The following is an 18132-nucleotide window of genomic DNA, read 5'->3' on the forward strand; positions in this document are numbered from 1 at the left end:
TATCGCCCATCGATGCGATCGCGCGCCACCCCGTGGCCGCTCGCGGCGTGAGTTGTGCCGCTACTTCGCCTGGAAATTCAGGGCGATATCCTCCATGCGCAGCTGCGGGTTCAGCTGACGGCTCGCCTGGCGTTGCCAGACCAGCGCCCGCGCGGACAGCTCGGCCAGGCGTCGCGCGCCGGCACGCCGGGCAAAGCCCTCCAGAAGATCGCGCGGGAATTGCCGGCCAAAGGCATCCGGCTCGCCGTTGACCGCCAGACGCTGGGCCGACACCAGCAGGGCCTGGATCCGCGGAATCAGGGATTCCGGCAGGCTGCGCTGCAGGATAGCCGCCATCGCGTGCACGCTGGCGCCACGCAACAACGCGGTCAGGGCCTCGCGGTCCTGTTCCCAGCGACCCATGCGTTCGGGGTCGGTCAGGATCTCGCGGGCGGCCAGCGGTCGCCCGAGGCTGGCTGCATAGGCCTCGTCCACCGCTGCCGGATTATCCGAGAACCCGCGCAGCCAGGCCGTCGCGTCCGCCGGGGCCGGATTGGCGATCTCGATGGTCTGACAGCGGCTGCGGATCGTCGCCGGCAGACGCGCGGGCTGCGCCGCCTCGAGGATCAGCATCGCCCCGGTCGGCGGTTCTTCCAGGGTCTTGAGCAAGGCATTTGCGGCATTCGCGTTCAGGGCGTCGGCCGGGCGGATGATCACGGAGCGCAGATCCCCCAACCCGGACAGCGACAGGAAGTCGATCGCCTCGCGGGCCGCGGCGATCAGGATCTCCTTCCCGGCCTCCTCCGGTTCCAGGGCCATCACCTCCGGGTGCACACCGGTACTGAAGCTGCGGCAGGCGTTACACTCGCCGCAGGCCGCTTCCTCGCCGCTGGCGCGCTGGCACAACAGTGCCTGAACCAGCGCGGTGGTCAGCAGGGCCTTGCCCACCCCGGTCGCGCCGTGGATCAGCAGACCGGTGGGCAGGCGGCCGTCACGTCCGCGCCGGACCAGTCCGCTCCACGGCGCCTGCAGCCAGGGTGGCAGCGCCTCCCGGGTGTCGGTTCCCTCCATCCTTCAGCCGCCCCCCAGCGCGTGCAGCGGCAGGCGCTCCCGCACGCCCGCCAGGATCCGCTCGGCCACGGTGTCCGGATCCGCCGCTCCATCGACCACCAGGTATCGGTTGGGGGCCTTTGCCGCGCGCTGGCGATACGCCTCGCGCGCGCGCTCGAAGAAGTCCAGCGCCTCTCGCTCGATCCGGTCACGGCGCCCCCGCTGCACCGCCCGTTCCAGTCCGGTCTCGGGGGCAATATCCAGCAGGATCACCAGATCCGGCCGCAGCTCGCCCTGCAACCAGTCTTCCAAACGGGCCACTCGGTGGTCGCCCAGGCCCCTCCCCGCGCCCTGGTAAGCGAAGGAGGCGTCGGTAAAGCGGTCGCTGAGCACCCAGTCGCCCGCGTCCAGGGCTGGCCGGATGATCTCGGCCAGATGCTGGGCCCGCGCCGCGAACATCAGCAACAATTCCGCCTCCGGACACATCCCGGGCAGATCCGGGTCCAGCAGCAACCCGCGCAGACGCTCGCCCAGCGCGGTTCCGCCCGGCTCACGCGTGACGCGCAGGCTGTGGCCGGCGGCGCGCAATCGAGCCTCCAGCCGCTCGATCTGGGTGGTCTTGCCCGAGCCTTCGATGCCCTCAAGCACCAGGAAACGACCAGGATGGGGTGAGCGATCCATGCGCAGGGGCTCCCGTTAGCGGTTGCGGATGCCGTAGCGGCTGCCGTCCCCGCCCAGCTGGTAACGGATCACGGCCTCGCGGTGTTCGCGATAGGTCTGGGAGAAATGATGGCTGCCATCGCCGCGCGAGACAAAGAACAGGTCGTCGGTATCCGCCGGCCGCGCGGCGGCCTCCAGGGCGGCCCGGCCCGGCAGCGCAATGGGCGTCGGGGGCAACCCGGCCCGCGTGTAGGTGTTGTAGGGGTGGTCACGATCCAGCTCGGCCCGCGTCAGCCGCTGCACGCCCGGTTCCTGCACGTACAGCAGGGTCGGGTCGGTCTGCAACCGCATGCCGCGCTTGAGCCGGTTCACGAATACGCCCGCTACCCGGTCCCGCTCGTCCCCACGCCCGGTCTCGCGCTCGATGATCGAGGCCAGGATCAGCAGCTCATAGGGGGAATCCACCGGGTGGTCCTCGATACGGCCTTCCCAGGCCCGCTCCAGGTGCAGGCGCATGGCCTGATGGGCGCGCTCCAGCACCGTCAGGGCCTCGGTGCCGGAGCCGAAGAAATAGGTATCCGGAAGAAACCAGCCTTCCGGATGATCCAGGTCCGACAAGCCCAGGGTCTCGAGGAGGTTGTGAACCCCGACCGACTCCGGCGGACCGACCAGCTCCGGATGTTCGCGCAGCGCGCTCAGTGCCTGGCGGATGGTCCAGCCCTCGGGAAAGGTCAGGCGATGCTGGACGACCTCGCCCCGGGCCATCGCGTGCAGCAGATCGCGCGGCGTCATCCCCGGGGTCACCGCGTACTCGCCGGCCTGTAGCCGCGGCGCGAGCCCCTGGCGCCGCCCGTAGACCTCCGCCACCCAGGCGGACTCGATCCAGCCGCGCTCGGCAAACGAGCGGCTGACCGAGCGCAGCCCCTGACCGGATGCAAGCTGGTAGCGTTCCGAGGCGTCCAGCGCCAGGGGCGTGTCCAGTTGTGCCCGGTAGTGTTCGCCCAACCACCAGGCGGTGCCCAGGGCAAGCACGACCACCAGGGCCAGGACGGCGAGACTAATGCGCTTCATGCAACGCGATTCCCATGCGGTAGAGCGGATCATCCTGCCACGCGCGCCCCGGATTGTCCGCTTCAGCCAGCACCGCCGGGGTCATCCCGAGACGTGCATTCGTTATGTAGATACCGTCGGCCTTCCTGATCCGTTCGGTCTCCGGATATTCCTCGACCACGGAGAATCCAAACCCTGCCGCATGATCGAGGATCCAGGCCCGCCGGGTCCCGGCAATCCCGGCCTGGTCGAGCGGGGGCGTCAGCAGCCGCTGCCCCTCGCGCACCCAGAGATTGCCCTGGGTGGCACTGACCACCCGCCCCAGCGCATCACGGACGATCGCTTCCTCCCAACCAGTTTCCCAGTGGCTGCGTACCATCACCTGTTCCAGGCGGCTGGTGTGCTTGAGCCCCGCGAGCGCCGGGTTCACCCCAACCGGGACGGCCGACCAGCCAAGAACCAGGGGACTCCGGTCGCCGGGTGGCGTGGCGTCCAGCGCGGGCCCGGCACTGACGATCCGCGTGGGTGCCGGATGGGCGGGTGGCGCGTACCCTCGGGGCCCTCCGCCACGCGTAATCGTCACCCGCACCAGGCATTCGGGCCCGTGCGCCACCTGTGCCACTTCCTCGAGAATCTGCCTTTCCTCGGGCTCCGGGAAGCCCAGCTGGCGCAGGCCCCGCCACAGCCGATCACGGTGGTACGCCCACAATTGCGGCTGGCTCGAACGCACGCGCAGGGTCTCGAACAGCCCATCCCCGAGCAGCAGCCCGCGATCACCCGCCGAGACGTTCTCGTCTGGTTCCCCGTTCACCAGGATCACGAAAGCGCCTCGTTGTGCACGCCCAGCGCTTCCAGAAGACCCCTTGCCTTGTGCCGGGTCTCCTCGAGCTCGCGCTCCGGGTCCGAGTCAGCCACGATGCCGGCACCGGCGCGGAAGCGCAGCTCGTTCCCGTGCGCAACGAGCGTACGGATCAAAATATTGGTATCCATGCGCCCATGCCGGCTCACGTAGCCACAGGCGCCGGTATAGGCGCCACGCGGCGCGTACTGCTCCAGTTCCTGGATGATCTGCATGCTGCGAATCTTCGGGCACCCGGTGATGGTGCCGCCGGGGAAGACCGCCCGCAGGACATCAGCGGCCGTGGTCCCGGGGCGCAGGCGCCCGACGATGCTCGAGACAATGTGGTGCACCCGGCGATAGCTCTCGATGGTCATCAGCTCCGCGACCCGCACGCTGCCAATCTCGGCCACCCGCCCGACATCGTTGCGTTCCAGGTCCACCAGCATCACATGTTCGGCCCGCTCTTTAAGATTAAAGCTCAACTCACTGAAAAGAAGCCGATCCTTGTCGGCGTCCGCATCCCGTCTGCGGGTTCCCGCGATCGGCCGGGTCTCGATTTCGCCCCGCTCCACCGACACCAGGCGTTCCGGCGAGGAGCTGATCACGTGGGCCCCCGGCAACTGCAGCCAGGCGGCAAACGGGGCCGCATTCGCCTGACGCAGGCGCATATACAGCACCGCCGGATCCAGCGGTGCGGCCGCCGTGGCCTGCCATTCCCGCGACAGATTGACCTGGAAGGTATCGCCGGCCCGAATGTACTCGAGGCCGCGAAGTACCGCCTCGCGGTACCGGGCCGGATCCTCCTCCTGCAAAGAAAGATCGGGCAACGGGCTGCACGCCGCGTCCGCATCCTCCCGCACCGCCTCCAGGTCCCGCTCGACCAGCGCCCGGCGCTCGGCATCGTCCGTTTCGTCCACGAACCATGTCCGGCCCGCGTGGTGATCACGGATCAGGGCCGCGGGAAAATAGGTCAGTAGCGCATCCGGCAGCCAGGGATCGGACCGGCATTCACCCAGCGCCGGCTCCAGGCCCCAGGACAGCTCGTATCCCGCGTAGAGAAACCACCCTCCGAGGAATGGGAGATGGGCATGGGGCGTGTCGTCCGGGGCCAGCTCCGGTACCCCGGACAGGTCCTGGTCCAGCGCCTGCAGGAAATCCTCGCCCGCCGCGGTCGAAAGGGTTCGACCGGGAAAGGCAAACAGGATGGAGAAGCGTGCCGGGGCCTGCCCGATGAGGGCCGACTCCAGCAGATGCGGGTAGCGTTCGGGGAATCGCCGCGCCAGGGCCGCGAAATCGACCCCGGCGGCCAGTGGATGGACCGCCATGGCGGCGCCGCAGCGTCAGATGCTGCGGAACACCAGCGTGCCGTTGGTGCCGCCGAACCCGAAGGAGTTGGACAGGCCGACCTTGGTGTTCATCTCGCGCGCTTCGTTGGCCACATAGTCCAGATCGCAGCCTTCGCTCGGGTTTTCCAGGTTGATGGTCGGCGGCGACACCTGATCGCGCAGGGCCAGCGCCGTGAAAACGCCCTCGATCCCGCCGGCGGCCCCCAGCAGGTGGCCGGTCATCGACTTGGTGGAGTTCACCAGAAGCTTGTAGGCATGGTCGCCGAAGGCCTTCTTCAGCCCCTGGGTCTCCGCCAGGTCGCCCGCCGGCGTCGAGGTCCCGTGCGCATTGATATACCCGACCTCTTCCGGATTCACGCCGGCATCCTTGAGCGCCCGGTGCATGCACTTGGCGGCCCCGGAGCCATCCTGGATGGGCTGCGTCATGTGGTGGGCATCCGCGTTCCAGGCGAACCCCGCGACCTCGCAGTAGATGTTCGCCCCGCGAGCCTTCGCATGCTCGTACTCTTCCAGCATCATCACGCCAGCACCATCGCTGAGCACGAAGCCGTCACGATCCTGGTCCCAGGGGCGGGAAGCGCGTTCCGGATCGTCGTTGCGGGTGGACAGCGCGCGAGCCGCGGCAAAGCCGCCGATGCCCAGCGGCGTGGTCGCCATCTCGGCCCCGCCGGCCACCATCGCATCGGCGTCGCCGTAGGCGATCATGCGCGCCGCGTCGCCGATGTTGTGGGTGCCGGTGGCACAGGCCGAGACGATGGAGATGTTCGGGCCCTGCAGGTTGCGCATGATGGACAGATTGCCGGCCACCATGTTGATGATCGCACTGGGCACGAAGAACGGCGAGATCTTGCGCGCCCCGCCCTTCAGGTATGCCCCGTAGGAACGTTCGATATACGGCAGACCGCCGATGCCGGAGCCGATCGCGACCCCGATGCGTTCGGCGTTCTCCTCGGTCACCTCCAGTCCGGAGTCGTCCAGGGCCTGAAGCCCCGCGGCCAGCCCGTAGAGGACGAAGGTGTCCATCTTTTTCTGATCTTTCGTCGGGACGTAATCATTGGCCTCGAAATCCCGAACGGCGCCGGAGATCTTCACCGGCATGTCCGAGGCATCGAAGACATCGATGGGGGAAATGCCGCTCTTGCCGGCCTTGATGTTGCTCCAGGCCTTGTCGATAGTGGATCCGACCGGGGACACGATCCCCAGTCCGGTAATCACGACACGTCGCTTAGCCAATGATGTTCTCCTCGAAAGACTGAAATACGCGTTCAGCGAAACGACGAAGGGCCGCCCTGCGCGCAGGAAGGCCCGTTCGCGTCGTCCTGACCGGCGCCCGGAGGCGTCGGATCAGTCCTTCATGTGCTCGTTGATATAGTCGATCGCCTGCTGCACGGTGGTGATCTTTTCCGCCTGCTCGTCGGGGATCTCGGTCTCGAATTCTTCTTCGAGCGCCATCACCAGTTCCACCGTGTCCAGCGAGTCCGCACCCAGGTCGTCAACGAAAGCGGCGGCGTTGGTCACGTCCTCTTCCTTGACTCCCAGTTGCTCGACAACGATCTTCTTGACGCGTTCTTCAATGCTACTCATGGTTCAGAAATCCCCTTCGGTGTGAGGCGGCTTCGTTGAAAGGTCCGCCATTCTAGAGAAAAGCCCCGCCGCGATCTAGCGATCCGTGCAGCGAGCCATGCGGGCGGCACACGGCCTGCCCGCCGTGATCAATGCATGAACATCCCGCCGTTCACGTGCAGGGTCTCGCCGGTGATGTAACCGGCCTCCTCGGAGGCGAGGAAACCCACCGCCGCGGCGATCTCCTCCGGCGCGCCGAGGCGCCCCAGCGGGATCTGGCCCAGCAGGGCCGCTTTCGTGTCATCGCCCAGCTCGCGGGTCATGTCGGTATCGATGAACCCGGGGGCGACCGTGTTCACCGTGATACTGCGGCTGCCGACCTCGCGCGCCAGCGACCGGGCAAACCCGGCCAGGCCCGCCTTGGCCGCCGCATAGTTGGTCTGTCCCGCGTTGCCGGTGGAGCCGACCACCGACCCGATCAGGATGATACGGCCGCGGCGCAGCTTCATCATGCCCTTCAGCAGGCGCTGGGTCAGGCGCACGGCGGCGGAGAGGTTGGTGTCGATGATCGCATCCCACTCCTCGTCCTTCATGCGCATGAAAAGGTTGTCGCGGGTAATGCCGGCGTTGTTCACCAGCACCTCGATCGGGCCTTCCTGCGCCTGGATCGCCTGCAGGCCGGCGGCGACGGAATCGGCGTCGGTGACGTCCATGGCGATGCCGCGGCCGCCCCATTCCTTCAGGGCCTCGGTGATCCGCTCGGCGCCGGCGTCACTGGTGGCGGTGCCTACCACCTGCAGGCCCTGCTCGGCCAGACGCCGGGCGATGGCGGCGCCAATGCCGCGGCTGGCGCCGGTTACCAGGGCTACACGTTTGCTGTCAGACATGGTTGTGCCTTTGCTTCATGTGAGAGGGAGTCGCGAACCGCGGCGGCGCGAGCGCGCTCAGGATGCGTCCGACCCCAGGCGTTCCAGGGTGGCGTTCAGCGTGTCGCGATCGGCGACATCGAACAATTCCAGATCGCGGTCGATGCGCTTGGCCAGTCCGGTCAGCACGCGCCCGGGCCCGCACTCGACCTGCACCGCCACGCCCTGCTCGCGCAGACCGCGAATGGTCTCGACCCAGCGCACGGGCCGGTACAGCTGCGCGGCCAGGTTGTCCTTGATGGTCTCCGCCGAATCCGCCGGCGCGGCCGTCACATTCTGCCAGACCGGGATACTCGGCGAGCTGAAGCTGGTGCTGTCCAGCGCGGCCTGCAGTCGCTCGGCCGCCGGCCGCATCAGGGCGCAGTGCGAGGGAACCGAGACCGGAAGCTTCAGGGCGCGCTTGGCGCCGGCGTCCTTCGCCGCCCCCACCGCACGGTCCACCGCCGCGGCATTACCCGCGATGACCACCTGGCCCGGGGCGTTCAGATTGACCGCCTCCAGTACCTCGCCACCGGCATGCTCGCTGCAAAGGGCCTGCACCGCGGCATCGTCGAGCCCGAGGATCGCGGCCATCGCGCCCTCGCCTTCCGGGACCGCCGCCTGCATCGCCCGGGCGCGTTCCGCGACCAGCCTTACCGCATCGGGGAAGCGCAGCACGCCCGCGGCCACCAGGGCGCTGTACTCGCCGAGACTGTGACCGGCGACCGCCTGCGGGCGCGCGGTGGTCTGCTCGCTCAGCAGTCGCCAGGCGGCAACCCCCGCGGCCAGCATCACCGGCTGGGTCCATTCGGTCTGGTTCAGCTGCTCGACCGGGCCGTGCTGGCACAGGCTCCAGAGATCGGCGTCGAGGCAGTCCGACGCCTCCTGAAAGGTGTCACGGACAATGGCATGGTCGTCGCCCAGATCGGCCAGCATGCCGGTGGACTGGGACCCCTGGCCGGGAAAAACGGCTGCCCAAGAAGTTGTCATTCGCAATGGTCTCGCGCGTGAAAGCGCGCGTAGTGTAGGCGGTCAGGGAAATGGCGGCAAACGCGGCGGCCGACTCGCTCCGCACGTCCACCGAGGTCGTCGCCCCGTCCATCCACGCCGTGGACCGGCCCTGCGAGGCGCGCCATGACTTGTGTTCCGCTGGTGCATCCGGATAATGTCGCCACCTTGATTCAATACGAGAGGAACTGTATGGCGAAGGAAGACGAAATCGAGCTGGAGGGTACCGTCGTCGAGACGCTCCCGAACACCACCTTCCGGGTGGAGCTCGAAAATGGGCACACGATCACGGCGCACATCTCCGGCAAGATGCGCAAGCATTACATCCGGATCCTGCGCGGCGACAAGGTGATCGTGCAGATGACGCCCTATGACCTGACCAAGGGTCGCATCGTCTACCGCAACAAGTAAGTTCGCCTCTCCAACGAAGAAGCCCCGGCAGGACCGGGGCTTCTTCATTTGCGGGCCCTTGCGCGGGCCCGGTTATGCCAGCACGCCGCATCAGGACGACACGGCCGTCTCCTGGATATCCAGCTCCAGCCCGGACTCGCCCAGTCGGACCACCACCTCGCCGCCGTGCGCCAGACGGCCGAACAGCAGCTCGTCGGCCAGCGGCTTCTTGATGTGCTCCTGCAGGGTGCGGGCCATCGGTCGCGCACCCATCTTGACGTCGTAGCCATGCTCGGCCAGCCAGGCCCGGGCGTCCGGCTCCACCGTCAGGTGGACCTTCTTCTCGTCGAGCTGGGCCTGCAGCTGAGTCAGGAACTTGTCGACCACATTGAGGATGGTCGCCTCGTCCAGCGGCCCGAACTGGATGGTCGCATCCAGCCGGTTGCGGAACTCCGGCGTAAAGGTCCGCTTGATCGCCTCCATCGCATCGCTGGAGTGGTCCTGCTGGGTAAAGCCCACCGACGGGCGGCTGGCCTGCTCGGCACCGGCGTTGGTGGTCATCACCAGGATCACATTGCGGAAGTCCACCTCGCGTCCGTTGGCATCCGTCAGCGTGCCGTGGTCCATGACCTGCAGGAGCACATTGAAGACGTCCGGGTGCGCCTTCTCGATCTCGTCCAGCAGCAGCACGGAATGCGGATGCTTCAGGATGGCGTCAGTGAGCAGCCCGCCCTCGTCATACCCCACATAGCCGGGCGGTGCCCCGATCAGGCGGGAGACCGTGTGGCGCTCCATGTACTCGGACATGTCGAACCGCGCCAGGTGGATGCCCATCTGCTGCGCCAGCTGACGGGTGACCTCGGTCTTGCCGACCCCCGTCGGCCCGGCAAACAGGAACGAGCCGATCGGCTTGTCCATGTCGCCCAGACCGGAGCGTGCCATCTTGATGGCTGTCGCCAGGGTGCCGATCGCCTCGTCCTGGCCAAACACGGTCATCTTCAGGTTGCGATCGAGGTTGCGCAGGGTCTCCTTGTCGGAGCTGGAGACCGACTTCGGCGGGATGCGCGCGATCTTCGCCACGATACTCTCGATATCCTGCACCCCGATGGTCTTCTTGCGCTGGCTGGCCGGCTGCAGCTGGCGGCTGGCCCCGGCCTCGTCGATCAGGTCGATCGCCTTGTCCGGCAGGAAGCGGTCGGTGATGTAACGGTCGGCCAGCTCCGCCGCCGCCCGCAGCGCCGGCTTGGTAAACCGTACGTTGTGGTGCAGCTCGAAGCGGGATTTCAGACCGCGCAGGATCTGCTCGGTCTCGTCGACCGTCGGCTCGGGCACCTCGATCTTCTGGAAACGCCGCGCCAGGGCACGATCCTTCTCGAAGATGCCGCGGTACTCCTGGTAGGTCGTGGAGCCGATGCACTTCAGCTCGCCCGAGGCGAGCATCGGCTTGATCAGGTTGGAGGCATCCATCACCCCGCCGGAGGCCGCGCCAGCCCCGATGATGGTGTGGATCTCGTCGATGAACAGCACCGCACCCGGCTCCTTCTTGAGCTGGGCCAGAACGCCCTTCAGGCGCTTCTCGAAGTCGCCGCGGTATTTGGTCCCGGCGACCAGCGCCCCCAAGTCCAGGGCATAGACGGTCGCGGATTCGATCGCCTCGGGCACCTGTTCGTCGACGATGCGCCGCGCCAGACCCTCGGCAATGGCGGTCTTGCCGACCCCGGCCTCTCCGACCAGCAGCGGGTTGTTCTTCCGCCGGCGGCAGAGGATCTGGATAGTGCGCTCGATCTCGTGATCGCGCCCGATCAGCGGGTCGATCTCGTCCTTGCGCGCCTTGTCGTTGAGGTTGGTGGCGTAGAGCTGCAGCGCGTTGGTCTTTTCCTCGCGCTCGCCCTCCACCGGCTCGGCCTGGGACTCGTTCGGGTTGGGCTGCGCCCCGAGTTCGTCCTCGCCCACCTTGGAGATCCCGTGCGAGATGAAGTTGACGACGTCCAGGCGCGAGATGTTCTGCTGCCCCAGCACGTACAGGGCCTGGCTGTCCTGTTCGCCGAAGAGGGCCACCAGAACGTTGGCGCCGGAGACCTCCTTGCGTCCGCTGGACTGCACATGGAACACGGCCCGCTGCAGCACCCGCTGGAAGCCCAGCGTCGGCTGCGTCTCGCGCGAATCGTTCGGCGGGATGCGCGGCGTGTTCTCGTCGATATAGGCCTCCAGCTCGTCGCGGATGCGATCGAGATCGCCCCCGCAGGCCCGCAGCACCGTGGCCGCGCTGGGATTCTGCGCCAGCGCCATCAGCAGATGCTCAACGGTCACGAACTCGTGACGTTTTTCGCGGGCCTCCTTGAAGACCATGTTCAGGCTGAATTCGAGTTCCTTGTCGAGCATGGGAGTCAGGCCTCCTCCATCGAGCAAAGCAGTGGGTGCTGATGGCTGCGGGCGTAGTCGTTCACCTGCGCCACCTTGGTCTCGGCCACATCCCGGGTAAAGATGCCGCATACTCCCTTGCCGCGCGTGTGCACGTGCAGCATCACCCGGGTGGCCTTTTCGCGATCCATGCTGAAGAAGGTCTCCAGTACCTCGATCACGAACTCCATGGGCGTGAAATCGTCGTTGAGCAGGACCACCTTGTACTGTCGCGGTGGCTTGAGCTCCGGCCTCGATTCTTCGACCGTTACCGAGTCGTCTCGATCGGGGTTTTGGGGCTTGTCATCACTCATCGGTCGAACTCGCGCCTTCAGCGGTTACTCGTTTGGGTCGTCTCCATCCTCGAATGGTTCCGGGCCGAGGCCAAGTGCCCTTACGGACACTCCGACCACCGACCCGTCCCGTCACATGTGCTTGATCATCGCCTCACCGAAGGCCGAGCAGGCAATCGGCTCGACGTTATCCATCAGCCGCGCGAAGTCGTAGGTCACCTCGCCGGCGCTGATCGCGCCGCCCATGCCCTTGACCACCAGGTCCGCCGCCTCGGGCCAGCCCAGATGCCGCAGCATCATCTCGGCAGACAGGATCAGCGAGCCGGGGTTCACCTTGTCCTGGCCGGCATACTTCGGCGCCGTGCCGTGGGTGGCCTCGAACATCGCGGTGGTGTCGGACAGGTTCGCACCCGGGGCGATGCCGATGCCACCCACCTGCGCGGCCAGCGCATCCGAGATGTAGTCACCGTTCAGGTTCAGCGTGGCGATCACCGAGTAGTCCTCCGGGCGCAGCAGGATCTGCTGCAGGAAGGCATCCGCGATCACGTCCTTGATCACGATGTCGCGGCCGGTCTTCGGGTTCTTGAAGGTCTGCCACGGGCCGCCGTCCAGGTCCTTCGCACCGAACTCCTCGCGCGCCAGCTCGTAGCCCCAGGCCTTGAAGGAGCCCTCGGTGAATTTCATGATGTTGCCCTTGTGCACCAGCGTCACCGACGGGCGGTCGTTGTCGATCGCGTACTCGATGGCCTTGCGCACCAGGCGCTTGGTGCCTTCGCTGGAGACCGGCTTCACGCCGATGCCGGCGGTATCAGGGAAGCGGATCTGGGTCACGCCCATCTCGCCCTGCAGGAAGTCGATGACCTTTTTCGCTTCCGGCGTGCCGGACTCGAATTCAATGCCGGCGTAGATGTCCTCCGAGTTCTCGCGAAAGATCACCATGTCGGTCTTTTCCGGAGCCTTCAGCGGACTCGGGGTGCCGTCGTAGTAGCGCACCGGGCGCAGACAGACAAACAGATCCAGCTTCTGGCGCAGCGCCACGTTCAGGGAGCGGAAACCGCCACCGACCGGCGTGGTCAGCGGGCCCTTGATGGACACGCGGTAATCCTTCACCGCCTCCAGGGTCTCGTCCGGAAGGCCCGAATCATCGTCGTAGACCCTGGTTGCCTTCTCGCCGGCATAGACCTCCATCCACTCGATCGCCTTCTTCCCGCCGTAGGCCTTCTCCACGGCCGCATCGGTCACCCGGCGCATCACCGGGGTGATATCGACCCCGATGCCGTCACCCTCGATATAGGGGATCACCGGATGATCCGGCACCTGCAGCTTCCCCTGCTCGTCGACGGTGATGCGTTCGCCCTTCTCCGGGACCTGAATGTGCTGATAGGCCATGCCAACTCCTTGTACGGAAATCGAGATCAATGGATCGGTCAATCGGGTATGCCTCGATTATACATGCCCAACCGCCATCTCCGGGGGCCCGGAGCGAGTGAAATCGACGTTCCGACATGGTCGTGTGCGCCATTGCCTGCGTTATCATCCGCCGCATGACCGAACGCCTCCCCTGTCACATCACCGTGGCCGCCGTGATCGAGCGCGAAGGCCGGTTCCTGTTCGTCGAGGAGACCGACGGCGGGCGCCGGGTCCTGAACCAGCCGGCCGGGCACCTGGACGCCCACGAAGACCTGATCGAGGCGGTCGTGCGCGAGGTCCGCGAGGAGACCTCCCTCGCGTTCACCCCCGAGGCCACCCTCGGCTGCGATCTCCTGGAACTGGCCAGCGGCGCCGTCATCCTGCGCACCAGCTTCTGTGGCTCGACCGCGCCCCTGCCTTCGCCCGGCCCGCGAGACCCGGCGATCCATGCCCTGCACTGGCTGACACCCGAGGCGGCCGAACGCGACTGGCCCCTGCGCAGCCCCCTGGTGATGCGCAGCATCCATCGCTACCAGGCTGGCCCGCGCCTGCCGCTCGCGGCGGTCGGTGGGCTGGTTCGGGCGGTCGCGCCATGAGCGGCGGCGAGCGCGTCATCATCGGCCTCTCCGGAGGCGTCGACTCCGCCGTCGCCGCCAGCCGCCTGCTGGAGGCCGGCTATCGCGTCGAAGGCCTGTTCATGAAGAACTGGGAGGATGACGACGACGCCGAATACTGCGCCGCCGAGGCCGACTACGCGATGGCCCGCGAGGTCGCGGATTGTCTCGAGATCCCCCTGCACAAGGCGAACTTCGCCGAGGACTACCGCCAGCGGGTGTTCGCCCAGTTCCTCCACGAATACGAGGCTGGGCGCACCCCCAACCCGGACATCCTCTGCAACCGCGAGATCAAGTTCCGTTCCTTCCTCGACCACGCGCGCGAGCTGGGCGCCCGCTGGATCGCCACCGGTCACTACGCGCGAGTCCGCCATCATGCGGTCTTCAGCGAGCTGTGCATGGCGGCCGACGCCAACAAGGACCAGACCTACTTTCTGCATACCCTGACTCAGGAGCAGTTGCGCCCGGCCCTGTTCCCGCTGGGGGATATCCCGAAGGACCAGGTCCGGGTGCGGGCCCGCGAACTGGGTCTGCCGAACCACGCCCGCAAGGACTCCACGGGGATCTGCTTTATCGGCGAGCGGCGCTTCCGCGACTTTCTCGCGCAGTACCTGAACGCCGCCGAGGGCGAGATGCGCACCCCGGAGGGTCAGGTCGTCGGCCGCCACCAGGGCCTGATGTTCTACACCCTCGGCCAGCGCCAGGGCCTCGGCATTGGCGGGGTCGACGGGTTCGCCGAGGCCCCGTGGTATGTGGTCGACAAGGATCTCGAGCACAACGCCCTGGTCGTCGCCCAGGACCCGCAGCATCCGCGACTGATGAGCCCGACGCTTGTCACCGAGCCGGTCCACTGGATCCACGACGTGCCTGCCCCGGACGAGCCGCTCCGGGCCCGACTGCGCCACCGCCAGCCCCTGCAGGACTGCCGCATCGAGGCGCTTGCGCCGACGGGCGCCACAGTGGTGTTCGACAGCCCGCAGCGCGCCGCCACCCCCGGGCAGTCCATCGCCTTCTACCGCGGTGATGTCTGCCTGGGCGGCGCGGTGATCGCGACCCGGACCACGCTGGACCACCACGCAGGCGCCATTCAATCCGCGTCTCCCTGAGTGAGTCCGCCGGGTCACTTCCGGTATAGTGAGCCCTGCCTGGCGCCCCGCCCCCGACCCACCAAGGAATGAACTGGCTTGGACCGCTCCGATCACAACCGCACGCTGGCGCTTGCCGCCCTCTTCCAGTGCGCCAGCCTGGTCAAGGATCTGGCCTGGCGCGGCAGCTGCGACGAATACGAGTTCGAGGTCCTGATCGGCAGCCTGTTTGCCTTCGATGCCGAGACACCGGAGGCGGTCTACCGCGAAGCCGTCAGCCTGAAGAGCGGCCTGGAACGCATCGAGAGCCAGCTGCAAAACGGCAGCAAGCCGCCGGACATGGAGATCACCCGCTACGCGATCGGCTTGATCTTCCTCGAGCGCAAGCTGCAAAAACGCGACGATATGCTGCAGACGCTGACCGACGGTCTGCAGGGCGCGCAACGCCAGATCGACTACTTTCACATCACCCACGAGAGCGTGATCGCGCGGCTCGCCGAGATCTACAAGGAGACCATCTCCGAACTCGGCCCGCGCATCATCGTGCAGGGGGAACAGAACAACCTCTCCAACCCGGAGACCGCCGCGCGCATTCGTGCGTTGCTGCTGGCCGGAATCCGGGCCGCGGTCCTCTGGCGCCAGGCCGGCGGATCGCGCTGGAAACTGCTTTTTGGCCGCAAGCGGCTGATTCGCGAAGCGAACCACATCCTCAATCGACTCAATACCTGAACGCGGAAGACGCATCATGAGCCACGCCGACCCGAAGAACACCCAGACCCTGTCCGCTGGCGGCCTCGACTGCCGTTACGTGCCGATCACCGACGACGCCCGCGCGAAGGATCTGCCCTTTGCCCTCAAGGTGCTGCTGGAAAACCTGCTGCGCTTCGAGGACGAGCGCACCGTCCGGCGTGCCGACATCGAGGCCCTGCTGGACTGGGACCCGAAGGCCGAGCCGGCCCAGGAGATCGCCTTCCGACCGGCCCGTGTGCTGTTGCAGGACTTCACCGGCGTGCCGGCGGTGGTCGATCTCGCCGCGATGCGCGACGCGATGGAGGCCCTCGGCGGCGACCCGAAGAAGATCACCCCGCTGCAGCCGGCGGAGCTGGTGATCGACCACTCGGTCCAGGTGGATGCCCACGGCAACGCCAACGCGATGAACCTGAACGCGGAGCTGGAATACTCTCGCAACCGCGAGCGCTACAGCTTCCTCAAGTGGGGCCAGCAGGCCTTTGATACCTTCAAGGTCGTGCCGCCGGACACCGGCATCGTCCACCAGGTGAACCTCGAATATCTGGCCCGTACGGTGTTCGTGGACGACCAGGCCGAGGGGGGCTGCATGGCCTACCCGGATACCCTGGTCGGCACCGACTCCCACACCACCATGATCAACGGCCTCGGCGTACTCGGCTGGGGCGTGGGCGGCATCGAGGCCGAGGCCGCGATGCTCGGCCAGCCGATCTCCATGCTGATCCCGCAGGTGGTGGGCTTCCGCCTGACCGGCAAGCTGGCCGAGGGCGCCACCGCAACCGACCTGGTGCTGGTGATCGTCGAGATGCTGCGCAAGAAGGGCGTGGTCGGGAAGTTCGTCGAGTTCTTTGGCGACGGCCTCGCCGATCTGCCCCTCGCCGACCGCGCGACCATTGCCAACATGGCACCGGAATACGGCGCCACCTGCGGCATCTTCCCGATCGACGACGAGACCCTGAACTACCTGCGCCTGACCGGGCGTGACGCCGGCCATATCGAATTCATCGAGGCCTATGCCAAGGCCCAGGGGCTGTGGCGTGACGACAGCGCCCCGATCGCCCGCTACAGCGACATGCTGGAGCTGGACCTGTCCACGGTCGAACCCAGCCTCGCCGGGCCCAAGCGCCCGCAGGACCGCATCCCGCTGAGCCAGGCCGGCGCCACCATCAGCCGCCATCTGGACACCATGCTGAAGGAGCGCGAGAGCGGCGCCGACGAACCGGCCGAGGCCGAGCGCTTCGCGGCCGAGGGCGGGCATACCGCCGTGGGCGTGGAACACCAGGCGGAGGAACCCCATCACACCGCCATCGAGATGGACGGCGAGACCTTCACGCTGGATCACGGCGACATCGTGATCGCGGCGATCACCTCCTGCACCAACACCTCCAACCCGTCGGTGATGCTGGGTGCCGGCCTGGTCGCGCGCAAGGCGCGCGAGGCGGGGCTGCAGGTCAAGCCCTGGGTGAAGACCTCGCTGGCCCCCGGCTCGCGCGTGGTCACCGACTACCTGGAGAAGTCCGGCCTGCTGACCGATCTGGAGGCCCTTGGCTTTCACGTGGTCGGCTATGGCTGCACCACCTGCATCGGCAACTCGGGCCCGCTGCCCGAGCCGATCTCCGAGGCCATCATCAAGGACGACCTGATCGTCAGCTCGGTGCTCTCCGGCAACCGCAACTTCGAGGGGCGCATCCATTCCGAGGTGCAGATGAACTTCCTCGCCTCGCCGCCCCTGGTGGTCGCCTATGCCCTGGCCGGGCGCAGCAATATCGACCTGTACAACGATCCCATCGGCGAGAACGCCGAGGGCGCGCCGGTCTACCTGAAGGACATCTGGCCGACCACCGACGAGGTGCGCGAGGCCGTCGCCAGCCACGTCGGCGCCGGCAGCTTTACCAGTGCCTACGGGGATCTCTACTCCGGCGAGGAGCGCTGGCGCAACCTGGAGGCCCCCAAGGGCGAGCGTTTCGAGTGGCAGGAGGACTCCACCTACGTCCGCAATCCGCCCTACTTCAAGGGCATGGGCATGACCCCGATGCCCTGGCACGACATCCAGGGTGCGCGCGTGCTGGCCCTGCTGGGCGACTCGGTCACCACCGACCACATCTCCCCGGCCGGATCGATCGCCAAGGACAGCCCCGCCGGGAAGTACCTGGAATCCAAGGGCGTAAAGCCCGCGGACTTCAATTCCTATGGCTCGCGGCGCGGCAACCACGAGGTGATGATGCGCGGCACCTTCGCCAACGTGCGCCTGCGCAACCTGCTGGCCCCGGGCACCCAGGGCGGCGTCACACAGCACCTGCCAGACGGCGAGCAGATGTCCATCTACGACGCGGCCATGCGCTACCAGGAAGAGGACACCCCGCTGATCGTGATCGCCGGTCAGGAATACGGGACCGGCTCCTCGCGCGACTGGGCCGCCAAGGGGACCCTGCTGCTGGGGGTCAAGGCGGTGATCGTCGAGAGCTTCGAGCGCATCCACCGCTCCAACCTGGTGGGCATGGGTGTCCTCCCGCTGCAGTTCCTGCCCGGCGAGAACGCGGCCAGCCACGGACTGACCGGGCGCGAGACCTACAGCATCACCGGCGTGGAGAACGGCGAGGCCCGCGAGGCGACGGTGACCGCGGTGGACGACGACGGTCAGCGCACCACCTTCACCGTGCGTGTACGCCTGGATACCCCGCAGGAGGTGGACTACTTCCGCCACGGCGGCATCCTGCCCTACGTGTTGCGCCAGCTCGCGGGTTCCGCATAAGGTTTCGGCATGGGAAGGCGGATCTCCACGGAGGCAATC

At 67.1% G+C, this 18132-nt stretch carries 17 protein-coding genes; 5 read left to right on the plus strand and 12 right to left on the minus strand.

Annotation, left to right across the window (positions count from 1 at the left end; translation table 11 throughout):
* Positions 1-60 precede the first annotated feature (60 nt).
* The 9 genes from F614_RS0100895 to fabD form a co-directional block, all read right to left on the minus strand.
* Positions 61-1050: a hypothetical protein gene (locus F614_RS0100895; RefSeq protein WP_019558037.1), complete on the minus strand. Its 990-nt coding sequence runs from the start codon at positions 1048-1050 to the stop codon at positions 61-63.
* 3 nt (positions 1051-1053) lie between these two features.
* Positions 1054-1710, minus strand: a complete 657-nt coding sequence (gene tmk / locus F614_RS0100900; RefSeq protein ID WP_018882084.1) for a dTMP kinase — start codon at positions 1708-1710, stop codon at positions 1054-1056.
* Positions 1711-1725: 15 nt separating this feature from the next.
* Entirely contained in the window at positions 1726-2760 is a 1035-nt protein-coding gene (mltG, locus tag F614_RS0100905) for an endolytic transglycosylase MltG (protein ID WP_019558038.1), read from the minus strand.
* A complete protein-coding gene (gene pabC, locus F614_RS0100910; RefSeq protein WP_019558039.1) occupies positions 2747-3559 on the minus strand; it encodes an aminodeoxychorismate lyase in 813 nt (270 codons plus the stop codon). Before pabC ends, mltG begins: the two co-directional genes overlap by 14 nt.
* A complete protein-coding gene (locus F614_RS0100915; RefSeq protein ID WP_019558040.1) occupies positions 3556-4905 on the minus strand; it encodes an aminodeoxychorismate synthase component I in 1350 nt (449 codons plus the stop codon). The genes pabC and F614_RS0100915 overlap by 4 nt, the downstream gene beginning before the upstream one ends.
* 15 nt (positions 4906-4920) lie before the next feature.
* Positions 4921-6141, minus strand: a complete 1221-nt coding sequence (fabF, locus tag F614_RS0100920; protein ID WP_018866326.1) for a beta-ketoacyl-ACP synthase II — start codon at positions 6139-6141, stop codon at positions 4921-4923.
* 129 nt (positions 6142-6270) lie between these two features.
* On the minus strand, positions 6271-6510 hold the full coding sequence (acpP, locus tag F614_RS0100925) for an acyl carrier protein (protein ID WP_017941560.1): 240 nt from the start codon (positions 6508-6510) through the stop codon (positions 6271-6273).
* Positions 6511-6638: 128 nt separating this feature from the next.
* Positions 6639-7376 carry a 3-oxoacyl-ACP reductase FabG gene (fabG, locus tag F614_RS0100930; protein ID WP_018866327.1) on the minus strand — a complete coding sequence of 246 codons (738 nt, stop codon included), beginning with the start codon at positions 7374-7376 and terminating at the stop codon, positions 6639-6641.
* Between the two features lie 57 nt (positions 7377-7433).
* On the minus strand, positions 7434-8384 hold the full coding sequence (gene fabD / locus F614_RS0100935; protein ID WP_081619661.1) for an ACP S-malonyltransferase: 951 nt from the start codon (positions 8382-8384) through the stop codon (positions 7434-7436).
* A gap of 210 nt (positions 8385-8594) precedes the next feature.
* On the opposite strand from fabD, the gene infA reads away from it, so the two are divergent.
* Complete coding sequence (gene infA / locus F614_RS0100940; protein ID WP_012982660.1) at positions 8595-8813, plus strand: translation initiation factor IF-1; 219 nt, start codon at positions 8595-8597, stop codon at positions 8811-8813.
* A gap of 90 nt (positions 8814-8903) precedes the next feature.
* Here infA and clpA read toward each other — a convergent pair whose 3' ends face one another.
* The 3 genes from clpA to icd all read right to left on the minus strand — a co-directional run bounded on the left by clpA (position 8904) and on the right by icd (position 12874).
* Positions 8904-11174 carry an ATP-dependent Clp protease ATP-binding subunit ClpA gene (clpA, locus tag F614_RS0100945; protein WP_018866329.1) on the minus strand — a complete coding sequence of 757 codons (2271 nt, stop codon included), beginning with the start codon at positions 11172-11174 and terminating at the stop codon, positions 8904-8906.
* A gap of 5 nt (positions 11175-11179) precedes the next feature.
* On the minus strand, positions 11180-11506 hold the full coding sequence (gene clpS / locus F614_RS0100950; RefSeq protein WP_018140091.1) for an ATP-dependent Clp protease adapter ClpS: 327 nt from the start codon (positions 11504-11506) through the stop codon (positions 11180-11182).
* Between the two features lie 111 nt (positions 11507-11617).
* Positions 11618-12874, minus strand: coding sequence for an NADP-dependent isocitrate dehydrogenase (gene icd, locus F614_RS0100955; RefSeq protein WP_018879117.1), 1257 nt, complete (start codon positions 12872-12874; stop codon positions 11618-11620).
* 155 nt (positions 12875-13029) lie between these two features.
* Here icd and F614_RS0100960 point away from each other — a divergent pair, with 155 nt between their 5' ends.
* The 4 genes from F614_RS0100960 (at position 13030) to acnA (ending at position 18093) form a co-directional block, all read left to right on the plus strand.
* Complete coding sequence (locus F614_RS0100960; protein WP_026329771.1) at positions 13030-13491, plus strand: NUDIX domain-containing protein; 462 nt, start codon at positions 13030-13032, stop codon at positions 13489-13491.
* Positions 13488-14615 carry a tRNA 2-thiouridine(34) synthase MnmA gene (mnmA, locus tag F614_RS0100965; RefSeq protein WP_019558043.1) on the plus strand — a complete coding sequence of 376 codons (1128 nt, stop codon included), beginning with the start codon at positions 13488-13490 and terminating at the stop codon, positions 14613-14615. The genes F614_RS0100960 and mnmA overlap by 4 nt, the downstream gene beginning before the upstream one ends.
* 78 nt (positions 14616-14693) lie before the next feature.
* Positions 14694-15323: a high frequency lysogenization protein HflD gene (hflD, locus tag F614_RS0100970; protein WP_018866334.1), complete on the plus strand. Its 630-nt coding sequence runs from the start codon at positions 14694-14696 to the stop codon at positions 15321-15323.
* Positions 15324-15339: 16 nt separating this feature from the next.
* Positions 15340-18093 (plus strand): aconitate hydratase AcnA, encoded by a 2754-nt coding sequence (acnA, locus tag F614_RS0100975; protein ID WP_018880628.1) that lies wholly within the window; start codon positions 15340-15342, stop codon positions 18091-18093.
* The last annotated feature ends 39 nt before the right edge of the window (positions 18094-18132 follow it).

Origin of the sequence: Thioalkalivibrio sp. ALE12 (genome assembly GCF_000381105.1) — a bacterium.
Lineage (GTDB): Bacteria > Pseudomonadota > Gammaproteobacteria > Ectothiorhodospirales > Ectothiorhodospiraceae > Thioalkalivibrio.

What these genes read in the sequence shown, in the direction of transcription:
- F614_RS0100895 (WP_019558037.1), bottom strand. Translation starts at nt 1,050, where the DNA reads ATGGAGGGAACCGACACCCGGGAGGCGCTGCCACCCTGGCTGCAGGCG.
- tmk (WP_018882084.1), bottom strand. Translation starts at nt 1,710, where the DNA reads ATGGATCGCTCACCCCATCCTGGTCGTTTCCTGGTGCTTGAGGGCATC.
- mltG (WP_019558038.1), bottom strand. Translation starts at nt 2,760, where the DNA reads ATGAAGCGCATTAGTCTCGCCGTCCTGGCCCTGGTGGTCGTGCTTGCC.
- F614_RS0100915 (WP_019558040.1), bottom strand. Translation starts at nt 4,905, where the DNA reads ATGGCGGTCCATCCACTGGCCGCCGGGGTCGATTTCGCGGCCCTGGCG.
- acpP (WP_017941560.1), bottom strand. Translation starts at nt 6,510, where the DNA reads ATGAGTAGCATTGAAGAACGCGTCAAGAAGATCGTTGTCGAGCAACTG.
- fabG (WP_018866327.1), bottom strand. Translation starts at nt 7,376, where the DNA reads ATGTCTGACAGCAAACGTGTAGCCCTGGTAACCGGCGCCAGCCGCGGC.
- fabD (WP_081619661.1), bottom strand. Translation starts at nt 8,384, where the DNA reads ATGACAACTTCTTGGGCAGCCGTTTTTCCCGGCCAGGGGTCCCAGTCC.
- infA (WP_012982660.1), top strand. Translation starts at nt 8,595, where the DNA reads ATGGCGAAGGAAGACGAAATCGAGCTGGAGGGTACCGTCGTCGAGACG.
- clpA (WP_018866329.1), bottom strand. Translation starts at nt 11,174, where the DNA reads ATGCTCGACAAGGAACTCGAATTCAGCCTGAACATGGTCTTCAAGGAG.
- clpS (WP_018140091.1), bottom strand. Translation starts at nt 11,506, where the DNA reads ATGAGTGATGACAAGCCCCAAAACCCCGATCGAGACGACTCGGTAACG.
- icd (WP_018879117.1), bottom strand. Translation starts at nt 12,874, where the DNA reads ATGGCCTATCAGCACATTCAGGTCCCGGAGAAGGGCGAACGCATCACC.
- F614_RS0100960 (WP_026329771.1), top strand. Translation starts at nt 13,030, where the DNA reads ATGACCGAACGCCTCCCCTGTCACATCACCGTGGCCGCCGTGATCGAG.
- mnmA (WP_019558043.1), top strand. Translation starts at nt 13,488, where the DNA reads ATGAGCGGCGGCGAGCGCGTCATCATCGGCCTCTCCGGAGGCGTCGAC.
- acnA (WP_018880628.1), top strand. Translation starts at nt 15,340, where the DNA reads ATGAGCCACGCCGACCCGAAGAACACCCAGACCCTGTCCGCTGGCGGC.